The organism is Salinibacterium sp. NSLL17, assembly GCF_015864935.1.
GTDB lineage: Bacteria > Actinomycetota > Actinomycetes > Actinomycetales > Microbacteriaceae > Rhodoglobus.
On sequence record NZ_JADYWH010000001.1, the window covers coordinates 1,654,139 to 1,667,689 of the forward strand.

The window sequence follows — 13,551 nt, forward strand, 5'->3', positions numbered from 1 at the left end:
AATGGCGGTCGCAGTTCGGGTCATTCCGTGCCTCGATGTCGCCGACGGCCGTGTCGTCAAAGGCGTCAACTTCAAAGATCTCCGCGATGCGGGTGACCCGGTTTCCCTCGCGCGGCTCTACTACGAGCAAGGCGCTGACGAGGTGACGTTTCTCGATGTCACGGCCACAGTCGAGGGACGCGCAACGATGTATGACGTCGTGCGGTCCGCAGCCGAGCAAATCTTTATTCCCTTGACGGTCGGTGGGGGAGTCCGCGAGCCAGACGATGTCTCCAAGCTTCTCGCCCACGGCGCAGACAAAGTCGGGGTCAATAGTGCCGCTCTCGCCCGACCACAGCTCATTGATGACATCGCCCACCGCTTTGGTGCCCAAGTCCTCGTGATGAGCCTCGATATCAAACGGCGTGGTGATGGCTGGATCGTCACGACCCATGGCGGCCGCACCGAAACAGACCGCGACGCGCTCGAGTGGGCGCGCGAGGCGATGGAACGAGGAGCGGGCGAACTACTCGTCAACTCAATCGACGCGGATGGCACGAAAGAGGGCTTCGACCTCGAACTCGTGTCCGCGATCAGTGAGTTTGCGACAGTCCCGGTCATCGCCAGTGGCGGAGCGGGCAAGGTCGAACACTTTGCGCCGGCTATCGACGCCGGCGCCGATGCCCTGCTCGCGGCATCCGTTTTCCACAGTCGCCAGTTGACGGTGGGAGACGTTAAAGCTTCACTCAACAGTCATGGATTGGTTACACGATGAGCGATGAACTCACTCTTGAGACCGTCAGCGATGTGCTTGAACGCGCGCAGTTTGCTGCCGATGGTTTGTTGCCGGCAATTATTCAGCAGTGGGACACCAAAGAGGTGCTCATGCTCGGGTACATGAACGCTGAGGCGCTCACCCGCACGCTCACCGAGGGACGCGTGACGTTTTATAGCCGCAGCCGCCAAGAGCTGTGGCGCAAGGGCGACACGAGTGGGCACCGTCAATACGTCCGCACTGCGGCCCTTGATTGCGACCGCGATGCACTGTTGGTCGGAGTGGAGCAGGTTGGTCCTGCATGCCACACCGGCGCTCATTCCTGCTTCGAAGTAGACCCACTCGTACCTCATCAGGGGTTTTCTCATGAATAGCACGACGAGTCGCGAGGAATTCGAGGCGCTGGTTTCCGGCGGCAATCGCGTTGTCCCTGTTATCCGTCAGCTCTTTGCCGATGGTGAAACTCCCGTTGGGGTGTATCGAAAGCTCGCCAAGGCGAACCCGGGAACGTTTTTGCTTGAGTCGGCGGGCCAGGGTGGCATCTGGTCACGCTTCTCCTTCGTGGGCGTCGCCAGCTTCGGTGTTCTCACCCAACATGAGCACGGCGTCGAGTGGATTGACTATGGGATGCCGCGCGAGCGAATCCTCGGTGATGACTGCCCGACGGCGCCGCTGGAAGCCCTCGCTCATCTCAACGAGCGTTGGAAAACGCCGCGCGTCGAGGGGCATCCTCCGCTCACCGGCGGCCTTGTCGGGTTCATTGGTTGGGAGGCTGTTCGCGAGCTGGAGAACCTTCCCGATGCCCCGCGCGCCGACTTCGAGGTTCCGAGCCAGGCGCTGAGCTTTGTCTCCGACCTCGTGGTGCTCGACCACCGTTTCGGCACCGTCATGCTCATCTCGACTGCGCTGAACGACGGGCATCAGGATGTCGAGGAGATGTGGACCGAGACCCAGTCCCGCCTCGACGTGCTTCAGTCTGGCCTCGCTCAACCCACGGACGCCTTCCTCGCTGATGTGGATATCGAGATCGATCCCGAGCCAACGTCGCGCTCCACGCCGGCGGAGTACGCGAAGGCGATCGAGAAATCGAAGGAGTTCATCCGCGACGGCGATGTCTTCCAGGTTGTCATTTCGCAGCGGTTCGACCATGAGGTTTCGGCGACTCCGCTTGATGTCTATCGCGTCTTGCGCACTCTTAACCCGTCGCCCTATATGTATTTGCTGTCGCTTGTTGACATGGATGGTCGTCCGTATTCGATCGTCGGCGCGAGTCCGGAAGCACTCGTGAAGGTTTCCCAAAAACGCGTGCACATGCATCCCATCGCCGGTTCACGACCTCGTGGCGCTGACACCGAGCGAGATCTTGAGCTCGCCGAGGAACTGCTCGCCGACACGAAAGAACGTGCCGAACACCTGATGCTTGTTGACCTCGCGCGTAATGACCTCCTGAAGGTATGTACGCCGGGTACCGTCGCCGTCACCGAGTTCATGCAGGTCGAACGATTTAGCCACATCATGCACCTCGTCTCCTCGGTGGAAGGCGATCTCAGGCCTGAAGCCTCCGCTGTCGATGTGTTCCGTGCTACTTTTCCTGCAGGCACGCTCTCGGGCGCGCCCAAGCCCCGCGCCCTTGAGATTATCGACGAGCTAGAACCCGCCCAGCGTGGCGTCTATGGGGGAGTCGTGGGCTACTTCGACTTCGCCGGCGATGCTGATCTCGCGATCGCCATTCGCACGGTCACGATCGTGGATGGCGTTGCTCGCGTTCAAGCCGGAGCTGGCCTTGTTGCCGATTCCGACCCTGCCGCCGAGCACCAAGAGGCTCAGAACAAGGCTGCGGCGCCCCTTCGCGCTGTCGCGGTCGCTAATGCGATGACTCACCTCAGCTCATGATCTGGAAACGTTCACGTTCGATCGTGCTGAGCAGCCTGGTGTTGCTCGGTGCGGTAGTAATGCTGTCGTGGACTCAGCGCTGGTTCACGATCACACTCCAGGATGAGGTGAGCGTCGAGGTGCTGGGCAGCGATGTTGCCGGGGCACTTGCTGCGCTCGCGCTCTCGACTTTCGCGCTCGTCGCAGCCCTCGGCATCGCATCGGTCACTGTACGGCGTGTTCTCGGAGTCATTGCCGCCATCGTGGGGGCAATCATCGTTGCAGTCAGCCAGGCGACGCTTGCCGACCCCGCCCGCGCAGCCTCGGAATTGATTACGGAGGCGACGGGAATCAGCGGCATCGACTCAATCCGTTCCTTAGTAGTCGCTGTTGACGGTAGTGCGTGGTCGTTCACAGCACTGGTCGCCGGCGTCCTCATCATCGCTATCGGCATCGCTGCCGCAGTTTCCGCTCGGCACTGGCCGACCGCAACCAAGAAGTATGACCGAACGACCACGGTTATCGCCGATGATCCGGCATCACAGTGGGATGCTCAAAGTCGAGGATTGGACCCGACAGAGGGCTGATTGGCAACGCCAAGCGGGTTACTCCCGCTACAATTTAGGATCAGCAAAGAATGGAGCCTGATGAGTACTGATACTGACCCCGGCCACGGAAATTCCCCGGCGGCATGGACCGCTGTAGTGATCATGTTGGTCGCGTTCACGATCGGAACGCTCGCTTTTTGGTTCAACGTGGCATGGCTGGTGTACGCATCGGCTGGGCTGGTCGTCGTTGGTCTCCTTGTTGGCCAGGTGCTGAAGAAGCTTGGCTATGGCGTGGGTGGCGACAAGCTCACCCCCAAGCCGCACAGCTAGAGTGCTCTCCGATTTAGTTGACGGCGCGCTCGAAGATGCCGCCGTCCGTCGTGAGTCCGTCAGCCTTGCTGATGTAGAGCGTGCTGCCGCTGATGCGCTTCCGGCGTTAGATGCGCTGGAGGCGTTGTCTCCTCGCGAGCGAGTTCACATCATTGCGGAGATCAAGCGGTCAAGCCCGTCTCGTGGTGCTTTGGCTGAGATCAGCGACCCGGCGTCGCTTGCGACGTCCTACCAAACTGGTGGAGCAAGCGCGATCAGCGTTCTGACTGAACAGCGTCGTTTTGGTGGTTCTCTCGAGGACCTCATGACGGTGAAGTCGATCGTGCGCCTCCCGGTGCTTCGCAAGGATTTCATTGCTGAGCCGTATCAAGTGTTTGAGGCGCGAGCTGCTGGTGCTGACCTCGTTTTGCTGATCGTGGCGGCCCTGGAGCAAGAGAAACTTCGCACGCTCTACGACCTCATCGTCGAGCTAGGCATGACGCCGCTCGTCGAAACACACTCCGCAGACGAGGTCTCTCGTGCTCTCGACGTTGGCGCAAGCCTCGTCGGCGTTAACGCGCGCAACTTGAGCACTTTCGAACTCGATCAGAATCTGTTCGGTGAGCTTGCCGACCAGATTCCTAGTGGAGTCATCCGTATCGCAGAATCAGCGGTCAAAACGGCCGCTGATGTCGCGCACTATCGCAACGCCGGCGCCGATGTGGTTCTGGTTGGCGAGGCTCTCGTCACCGGTGATCCGATCGCCACGTTGCAATACTTTTTGGACTGCTAATGCTGAAAGATGAACTGGGCCCCTACTTTGGTGAGTTCGGTGGTCGATTCGTTCCTGAATCGCTCATCGCTGCTCTCGACGAGTTGGATGCCGCCTATAACGAAGCCAAGAATGATCCGGAGTTTGTCGCTGAGCTTGCCGAGCTTCACGCAAGCTACACCGGTCGGCCGTCGATTATCACCGAAGTACCGCGGTTTGCGGAGTACGCCGGTGGGGCTCGCATCATTCTGAAGCGCGAAGACCTCAACCACACGGGTTCGCACAAAATCAACAATGTGCTCGGCCAGGCGTTGCTTGCCCGTCGCCTGGGCAAGACCCGCCTCATTGCTGAGACCGGCGCCGGTCAACACGGCGTTGCAACGGCCACCGCTGCTGCGCTCTTCGGAATGTCATGCATCGTGTACATGGGGGAGGTCGACACCGAGCGTCAAGCGCTCAATGTTGCCCGCATGCGGCTTCTTGGCGCCGAGGTTATTCCGGTCACTGCAGGGTCGCGCACTCTCAAGGACGCGATCAACGAGGGTTTGCGCGATTGGGTAGCCAACGTCGATGACAGCCACTACCTCATGGGAACTGTTGCTGGCCCGCATCCCTTCCCCGTCATGGTTCGCGACTTCCACCGTGTCATCGGTGACGAAGCTCGTGAGCAAGTCATCAAGCTGACGGGCGCACTGCCGGATGCCGTCGTGGCGTGCGTCGGTGGTGGCAGCAATGCCATGGGTATTTTCCATGCCTTCCTCGACGACGCCGATGTTGCGCTCTACGGCTACGAGGCCGCTGGAGAGGGCCACCTGACGGAACGTCACGCCGCTACGCTCACTCGCGGTCGTCCCGGTGTTCTCCACGGGGCGCGCAGCTATATGCTGCAAGACGCTGAGGGCCAAACTGTCGAGTCGCACTCCATCTCTGCCGGTCTCGACTACCCCGGAGTTGGCCCTGAGCATTCGTGGTTGAAAGACATCGGTCGAGCCAACTATGAGCCCATTACCGATGCTGAAGCCATGGATGCGCTGCGCCTGCTCAGCCGCACCGAGGGCATCATTCCCGCAATCGAGTCGGCACACGCCCTCGCCGGAGCGATCAAGCTCGGCAAGGAACTTGGTCCGGATTCGGTGATCCTCGTGAACCTCAGCGGCCGCGGTGACAAAGATATGGAAACTGCGGCGGAATACTTCGATCTGATCGATTCGGCTGAGAAGGCGTCAGCGGAGGACAGGAAGGCGTCCGACAAGAAGGCCGCCGACGAGCAGAACGCTGCGGGGGATAAGCCATGAGCGCTGTAGAAGAAGCAATCGCTCAGGCCAATCGTGACCGTGCGGGTGCCCTCATCGGCTACTTGCCTGTCGGTTTTCCCACTGTTGCTGAGAGCATCGAAGCTGCTGTGGCCCTCGCAGAGAATGGCGTCGACGTCATTGAGCTCGGCCTGCCGTACTCAGACCCCGTCATGGACGGCCCTGCTATTCAGAAGGCTACCCAGCTCGCTCTCACGAACGGTTTTCGCCTCCAGGACGGCTTCGACGCGGTCGCCGAGATCACGTCTCGCGTGTCGACGCCTGTCGTTCTCATGAGTTACTGGAATCCGATCATGCAGTATGGCGTCGATCGTTTTGCCGACGAGCTGAAGGCTGCTGGCGGAGCGGGAATCATCACGCCAGACCTCGTGAGCGATGAGGCCGCTGACTGGATTGCCGCCTCCGAGCGCACCGGTCTTGACCGCATTTTCTTGGCGGCTCCGTCCTCCAGCGATGAACGGCTCGTGCGCGCTGTTGAGGCCAGCACCGGCTTTGTCTATGCCGTATCTACCATGGGTATCACCGGTGCTCGTTCCGACGTAGATATCGCGGCCAAAACCCTCGTGGCACGCTTGCGTGAGGCAGGCTCCACGAGTGCGTGTGTCGGTCTGGGTATCTCCACTGCTGAGCAGGTTCGCGAAGTTCTTACCTACGCGGATGGCGCCATTGTGGGGTCCGTTTTCGTTAGTGCGTTGTCTTCCGGTGGGGTGGATGCTGTCGCTAAAACGGCCGCGTCGCTTTCGACCGGTACTCTTGCTTAGTCGCAGTTCAGAAAGGTCACCGTTTTGTCACTAATGCCGTTGAGCATTCCCAGCCCGCCTGATTCATGGGCGACGCTTGTTACCCTTCCGTTTGGCCAGTGGTTCAGCAACCTGGGCCTCAATTTCGGCGGTACGGTCGTGATTCACACGTACGCGATCTGCATCCTGATCGGCATTATTGCGGCAACATGGCTGACGTCACGTCGGTTGACTCGTCACGGTGCTGAGCCCGGGATTGTCATTGACATCATCATTTGGGCTGTCCCTCTTGGCCTTGTGGGTGCACGTTTGTATCACGTGTTCACCCACCCGGGCGATTACTTCTACGATGGCGCAGACCCTTGGGAGATCATTCGCATCTGGAATGGTGGAAACGCCATCTTCGGATCGCTGATTGGTGGTGCTGTCGGTGCCTACATCGGTGCTCGCCTGACGGGCATCCGTTTCTGGAGCTTTGCGGATGCACTGGCGCCCGCAATTCTGCTCGCTCAGGCCATTGGCCGCCTCGGTAACTACTTCAATCACGAACTCTTCGGTCAGCCGACGGCTTTGCCCTGGGGCCTCGAGATCGAGGCGGGCAACTCGGCTATTCCGGTTGGCCTGCCGGTTGACACTCTCTTCCACCCGACCTTCCTGTACGAAATGGTCTGGAACGTCGTCGGAATCGTCTTCTTGCTCACGATGGAGCGCCAGTACGGCTTCGTCAAGAAGCACGTTCTTGGCCTCTCCGTTCCTGTTTTCGCTGCAGTCGGTCCCGTTCGGTTGCAGTGGGGCAAGGTCTGGGCCTTGTACATGATTTGGTACGGAGTCGGCCGCTCATGGTTCGAATCGATCCGTATTGATCCCAGCGAGGTCTACTTCGGTTTGCGCGTGAACGTGTGGGGAGCCATCCTTACTGTTGCGCTCGGTATCCTGCTCTACGTCATTCAGTCTCGCCGTCACGTTGGTCGCGAAAAGAGCGCCTACGTCGACGGTCACGTCTGGAGTGCCGATGGTGTTGTAAACTCCGATGAAAGATATTCCGAGCATGACATTGTCGTCAGCGCTGCGGAGGAGTCCGCTCCTGTCGTAGATTCGAAGTAGTCCGCCACAAGCGGCCACACCCCCTCAGGCCTGAATCAGGTACTGATTTTCTTTGGGCCATAGAAGTCCCTCTCCGCACCAGTAATACGTGAGGACGGTACGGCATGGCTGTTACCCCACCCTTTGAACGCTTTGGTTCTATTCCCGCAGCACAGGGAATGTACGACCCATCCAATGAGAAAGATGCCTGTGGCCTTGCCATGGTGGCGACGCTTCGCGGCACGCCGGGGCATGACATTATTGCGACGGCTCTAGAAGCGCTGCGCAACCTTGAACACCGCGGGGCCGTAGGGTCCGACGCGGGCACCGGTGACGGTGCTGGCATCATGACGCAGATCCCGGATGCCTTCTTCCGCGATGTTGTCGACTTTGAGCTGCCTTCTGTTGGCCGCTACGCCGTCGGCATTGCGTTCTTGCCGCTCGACAGTGTTGCTCGTGATGACGTCAAGCGCGGCATTGAGAAGCTAGCGGAAGAAGAAGACCTCACTGTCCTCGGGTGGCGCACTGTGCCGATCCAGCCGGGGGAGCTCGGTTCGCTCGCACGGGGAGCAATGCCCGCATTTGAGCAGCTCTTTCTGCAGTCGAAGCGCGTTGACCTCAAGGGCACGCTTCGCGGCATCCACCTCGATCGCCAGACCTACCGCTTGCGCAAGCGGGCTGAGCGGGATCTGCACGTCTACTTCCCGTCGCTGTCGTGCCGCACCATTACCTACAAGGGAATGGTCACGACTCTGCAGCTCGAGCCGTTCTACCCTGACCTGTCAGATGAACGCTTTGCCTCGAAGCTCGCTCTCGTGCACTCGCGGTACTCCACCAACACGTTCCCCTCATGGCCGCTCGCACAGCCGTTCCGTATGGTCGCCCACAACGGTGAGATCAACACGGTGCAGGGAAACCGCAACTGGATGCGCGCACGCCAGTCGCAGCTTGAATCTGCCGTTTTCGGCGATATCAAGGACATTCTGCCGGTCAACACGCCTGGCGCTAGCGACTCGGCGTCGTTCGATGAGGTTGTTGAGCTTCTCAACCTCGCTGGCCGTCCGCTGCCGCACGCCATGATGATGATGGTTCCGGAAGCGTATGAGAACCAGACAGACACCGATCCTCGTCGCCGTGCATTCTACGAGTACCACTCGATGCTCATGGAGCCGTGGGATGGTCCAGCCGCCCTGGTCTTCACCGACGGTTCGCTCGTAGGCGCGACTCTCGACCGCAATGGGCTTCGCCCCGGTCGCTACCTTGTCACCGACGATGGTCTTGTCGTGTTGGCGAGTGAGATTGGCGTCTTCGATATTGAGCCGACGAAGGTCGTGCGCAAGGGTCGGCTTCGCCCGGGCAAGATGTTCCTTGTCGACACGGCTGCCGGTCGTCTTATTGAAGATGATGAGATCAAGGCCGAGCTTGCCGCGTCGCGTCCCTGGGCTGAGTGGCTCGAGAGCGGCCGCATTGCTCTCGAAGAACTTCCCGAACGCGAACACATCGTGCACACGCCGGCGTCAGTTACGCGCCGCCAACGTACCTTCGGTTACACCGAGGAAGAAGTTCGCATTCTCATCGAGCCAATGTCGCGACTCGGTGCAGAACCGCTGGGCGCCATGGGCTCTGACACTCCCATTGCCGTGTTGTCTCAGCGACCCCGTTTGCTATTCGACTACTTCACGCAGCAGTTTGCTCAGGTTACGAACCCGCCGCTTGACTCGATCCGCGAGGCCGTCGTCACGTCGATGCGCCTCGGGGTTGGCCCTCAGCGCAACTTGCTCAGCGCAACTCAGGACCACGCTAGGCAAGTAGCGCTAGCGTTCCCGGTGATTGACAACGATGAGCTAGCGAAGATCCAACACATCGAGCCTCATCCTGGCAGCCGCTTAGCTACCACGATCAAGGGTCTCTATCGTGTGGATGCTGGTCCGTCCGCGATGCAAAAGCGTCTTGACGAAATGTGCGCGGAAGCTGACGCAGCAATCGCCGACGGCGCAGAATTCATCGTGCTCTCCGACCGCGATTCCAACAAGGATTTGGCACCGATTCCGTCGTTGCTCATGTTGGCAACGGTTCACCACCACCTCATCCGCCAAGAAGAGCGCATGAAGGTCGGCATGATCGTCGAAGCTGGCGACGTGCGTGAAGTTCACCATGTTGCGCTTCTAGTGGGTTATGGCGCTTCCGCCATCAACCCGTACCTCGCTATGGAGTCAGCTGAAGAGCTCGTGCGTAATGGCACGATCACCGACATCACTCCCGAGAAGGCTGTTCGCAACCTGATTACCGCGCTCGGTAAGGGCGTTCTGAAGATCATGTCCAAGATGGGCATCTCTGTGGTCAGTTCCTATGCTGGCGCTCAAGCTTTCGAAGCTGTTGGTTTGTCGCAGGCGTTCGTTGACCAGTACTTCACAGGAACCACGAGCATCTTGGGGGGAGTCGGTCTCGACGCGATTGCACGCGAGAACGCTGCCCGCCACGTAGCGGCGTACCCCGAAGACCGCGCACCCACGGTTCACGAACGACTCAACACGGGTGGCGAGTACCAGTGGCGTCGCGAGGGTCCGCCCCACCTCTTCAACCCGGAGACCGTATTCAAGCTGCAGCACTCTACTCGCACGCGCCGATACGACATCTTCCGCGAGTACACCTCGAAGGTCGATGAGCAGGCCGAAGCGCTGATGACCCTTCGCGGGCTCTTTAAATTCAACATGACGGATCGCACGCCGGTTCCGATTGATGAGGTTGAACCGATCTCGAGCATCGTTAAGCGCTTTAGTACCGGTGCGATGAGCTATGGATCGATTAGCAAGGAAGCGCACGAAACGCTTGCTATTGCGATGAACCAGCTCGGCGCGCGCTCGAACACTGGTGAGGGCGGGGAGGATGTCGATCGACTTCTTGACCCCACTCGCCGCAGCGCCATCAAACAGGTGGCATCCGGTCGCTTTGGCGTCACGAGCATGTACTTGACGCACGCTGACGACATTCAAATCAAAATGGCTCAGGGAGCGAAGCCCGGTGAGGGTGGCCAGCTTCCCGCAGGCAAGGTTTATCCCTGGATTGCGCGCACTCGACACGGCACGCCAGGCGTCGGCCTCATTTCGCCGCCTCCGCATCACGACATCTATTCGATCGAAGACCTCAAGCAATTGATCTTCGATCTCAAGCGCTCGAACCCTTCGGCGCGGGTGCACGTCAAGCTCGTGAGCCAAAAGGGCATCGGTGCTGTTGCTGCCGGTGTCACGAAGGCAAAGGCCGATGTTGTTCTGGTGTCCGGCCACGATGGCGGAACGGGTGCTAGCCCGCTCAACTCGCTCAAGCACGCCGGAACGCCGTGGGAAATCGGTCTTGCGGAAACGCAGCAGACGCTCATGCTCAATGGCATGCGCGATCGCGTTGTGGTGCAGGTAGATGGCCAAATGAAGACCGGTCGCGACGTCATTATTGGCGCGCTTCTCGGTGCCGAAGAGTACGGTTTCGCCACCGCACCTCTCGTTGTCTCTGGTTGCATCCTCATGCGTGTGTGTCATCTCGACACGTGCCCGGTCGGTGTTGCCACGCAAAACCCCGTGCTTCGGGAGCGCTTCACCGGCAAGCCAGAGTTCGTCGTCAACTTCTTCGAGTTCTTGGCTCAAGAAGTTCGCGAATACCTCGCTGAGCTCGGCTTCCGCACTCTTGAGGAAGCCATTGGCCACAGCGAGATTCTCGACGTCAACCGCGCTATTTCACACTGGAAGACTGACGGTCTCGACCTGTCGCCCGTGTTCAATGGTCCGGAGTTCAGCGACACTGAGCCTCGCACGCACGCTGTCGAACAGGACCACGAGCTTGCTGAGCACTTTGATCAGCAGCTGATCGCCCTGAGCGAGGCTGCTCTTGAACGCAAAGAGCCTGTCTCGATCGATCTCCGCGTTCGCAACACCGACCGCGCGGTCGGCACGATGCTCGGTCACAATGTCACGTTGCGCCACGGTGAGCACGGCTTGCCCACCGACACGATTTCGATCACGCTGCACGGTTCTGCCGGTCAGTCGTTGGCCGCGTTCGTTCCGGCCGGTATTTCGATCAAACTGTATGGCGATAGCAATGACTACGTCGGAAAGGGATTGTCTGGCGGTTCCGTTGTAGTACGCCCTGATCTGACGAGCACGTTTGCGGCGGAGACCAACGTCATCGCCGGAAACGTCATTGGTTATGGCGCTACGAGCGGCAGCATCTTCATTCGCGGCAAGGTTGGCGAACGATTCATGGTGCGCAACTCGGGAGCCACTGCCGTCGCGGAGGGAGTGGGAGACCATGCCCTGGAGTACATGACCGGTGGCCTCGTTCTCATTCTGGGAGCCACAGGCCGCAACCTCGGCGCTGGTATGTCGGGCGGCACCGCCTACATCCACCAGCTTCGCGAGGAGCGCGTCAACGGTGACTCACTGAGTTCCGGCGAGCTTCAGCTGAGCGGACTCGGCGGCGCCGACGTTGAGATCGTCAAGGATCTTCTCGAACGCCACCTCGAAGAAACCGGCTCGGTCGTTGCCGAAGGCATGCTGGCAGACATGGATGCCACGGCAGCCCAGTTCACGAAGGTTACTCCTCGTGACTACGCGGCTGTCATCCAGACTCGAGAGACTGCAATAGCCGAGGGACTCGACCCCGACGGGGACGTTACCTGGGCTCGAATTAGGGAGGTAACCGGTGGCTGATCCCAAGGGATTCCTCAAGGTTCAAGAGCGTGAATTGCCGAAGCGGCGGCCTGTCAGCCTTCGGTTGATGGATTACAAAGAGGTCTACGAGCAGCAAGAATCGGGTGAACTGGCCCGTCAAGCTGGTCGCTGCATGGATTGCGGTGTGCCGTTCTGCCATCAGGGATGCCCGTTGGGCAACCTGATTCCCGAGTGGAACGACCTTATGCGTCGCGGCGAGAGCGCTGAAGCAATTGAGCGCCTCCATGCGACAAACAACTTTCCGGAGTTCACCGGACGTTTGTGTCCAGCACCGTGTGAGAGCTCGTGTGTTCTGGGAATCAATCAGCCTGCCGTCACGATCAAGCAGATCGAAGTCTCGATCATTGATCAGGCGTTCGCCGACGGTAATGTCACTCCGCATCCTCCGGGACGTTTGACGGGTAAAACTGTTGCTGTTGTCGGTTCGGGGCCTGCCGGCCTTGCGGCTGCTCAGCAGTTGACGCGCGCTGGCCACACGGTCGCTGTTTTCGAACGTGAAGATCGCATCGGTGGATTGCTGCGCTACGGCATCCCCGACTTCAAGATGGAAAAGCGCCACATCGAGTTGCGTTTGGCTCAAATGCAGGCCGAGGGAACTCGTTTCCGTGCCGGTGTGAACATCGGTGTCGATATTTCGTGGAGCGATCTTCGCACCCGCTACGACGCTGTCGTAGTTGCTACCGGATCTACCGTGCCGCGCGATCTGCCCATCCCCGGCCGCGATGCGCTCGGCGTTCACTTCGCTATGGAGTACCTCGTTCAGTCGAACCGCGCCGTTGCCGGCGACACCGTGAGCGAGCAAGTCACCGCAGAGGGCAAGCACGTCGTTGTTCTCGGTGGTGGCGACACTGGTGCTGACTGCATCGGCACAGCTCACCGTCAGGGTGCACTGTCGGTCACAAACCTGGCCATTGGTATTCAGCCTCCCTCGGAGCGCCCGGAACACCAGCCGTGGCCATTAACACCGACCCTGTTTGAGATGTCGAGCGCCCACGAAGAGGGCGGCGAACGTGAATACCTTGCATCGACGGTGGAGTTCTTGACGAACTCGGTCGGCGAGGTTCGTGCGATTCGTGTCGCTGAGACCGAGTTCCTCGACGGCCGTCGTGTTCCCAAGGCTGGAACCGAGCGGGAGATCCCTGCCGATCTGGTTCTTCTTGCACTGGGCTTCACCGGGCCTGAGACCGAAACACTCTCCACACAGCTTCCCCTCGAAGCGGATGCGCGGGGAAACCTCTCGCGCGACGAAAGCTACGAGACCGCAACCCCCGGCGTCTACGTTGTCGGGGATGCCGGCCGTGGGCAGTCGCTCATCGTGTGGGCTATCGCCGAGGGAAGGGCTGCAGCATCCGCCGTAGATCGCTACCTTGAAGGGGAGACGCAATTGCCATTCCCTGTTCGCCCAGACGATCGCGGCATGTCTCTCTAGAAGTTCCACC

General features: G+C 59.9%; 11 protein-coding genes. All 11 read left to right on the top strand.

Annotation, left to right across the window (positions count from 1 at the left end):
* The first annotated feature begins 1 nt into the window (after position 1).
* The 11 genes from hisF (at position 2) to I6E51_RS08100 (ending at position 13,541) form a co-directional block, all read left to right on the top strand.
* Complete coding sequence (hisF, locus tag I6E51_RS08050; protein ID WP_197105678.1) at positions 2-754, top strand: imidazole glycerol phosphate synthase subunit HisF; 753 nt, start codon at positions 2-4, stop codon at positions 752-754.
* Positions 751-1,128, top strand: a complete 378-nt coding sequence (hisI, locus tag I6E51_RS08055) for a phosphoribosyl-AMP cyclohydrolase (RefSeq protein WP_197109921.1) — start codon at positions 751-753, stop codon at positions 1,126-1,128. Before hisF ends, hisI begins: the two co-directional genes overlap by 4 nt.
* Positions 1,121-2,647 carry an anthranilate synthase component I gene (locus I6E51_RS08060; RefSeq protein WP_197109922.1) on the top strand — a complete coding sequence of 509 codons (1,527 nt, stop codon included), beginning with the start codon at positions 1,121-1,123 and terminating at the stop codon, positions 2,645-2,647. Before hisI ends, I6E51_RS08060 begins: the two co-directional genes overlap by 8 nt.
* The gene (locus I6E51_RS08065) at positions 2,644-3,213 is read left to right on the top strand and encodes a Trp biosynthesis-associated membrane protein (RefSeq protein WP_197109923.1); all 570 of its coding nucleotides are present in this window, start codon (positions 2,644-2,646) and stop codon (positions 3,211-3,213) included. Before I6E51_RS08060 ends, I6E51_RS08065 begins: the two co-directional genes overlap by 4 nt.
* Positions 3,214-3,273: 60 nt before the next feature.
* A complete protein-coding gene (locus I6E51_RS08070; protein WP_197105674.1) occupies positions 3,274-3,504 on the top strand; it encodes a DUF6704 family protein in 231 nt (76 codons plus the stop codon).
* A gap of 1 nt (position 3,505) precedes the next feature.
* Positions 3,506-4,276 (top strand): indole-3-glycerol phosphate synthase TrpC, encoded by a 771-nt coding sequence (trpC, locus tag I6E51_RS08075; RefSeq protein ID WP_197109924.1) that lies wholly within the window; start codon positions 3,506-3,508, stop codon positions 4,274-4,276.
* Positions 4,276-5,550 (top strand): tryptophan synthase subunit beta, encoded by a 1,275-nt coding sequence (trpB, locus tag I6E51_RS08080; protein ID WP_197109925.1) that lies wholly within the window; start codon positions 4,276-4,278, stop codon positions 5,548-5,550. The genes trpC and trpB overlap by 1 nt, the downstream gene beginning before the upstream one ends.
* On the top strand, positions 5,547-6,329 hold the full coding sequence (gene trpA / locus I6E51_RS08085; RefSeq protein ID WP_197105671.1) for a tryptophan synthase subunit alpha: 783 nt from the start codon (positions 5,547-5,549) through the stop codon (positions 6,327-6,329). The genes trpB and trpA overlap by 4 nt, the downstream gene beginning before the upstream one ends.
* Before the next feature lie 33 nt (positions 6,330-6,362).
* Entirely contained in the window at positions 6,363-7,412 is a 1,050-nt protein-coding gene (gene lgt / locus I6E51_RS08090; RefSeq protein WP_197109926.1) for a prolipoprotein diacylglyceryl transferase, read from the top strand.
* 104 nt (positions 7,413-7,516) lie between these two features.
* Positions 7,517-12,091: a glutamate synthase large subunit gene (gene gltB, locus I6E51_RS08095; protein WP_197105669.1), complete on the top strand. Its 4,575-nt coding sequence runs from the start codon at positions 7,517-7,519 to the stop codon at positions 12,089-12,091.
* Positions 12,084-13,541 (top strand): glutamate synthase subunit beta, encoded by a 1,458-nt coding sequence (locus I6E51_RS08100; protein WP_197109927.1) that lies wholly within the window; start codon positions 12,084-12,086, stop codon positions 13,539-13,541. Before gltB ends, I6E51_RS08100 begins: the two co-directional genes overlap by 8 nt.
* Positions 13,542-13,551 lie beyond the last annotated feature (10 nt).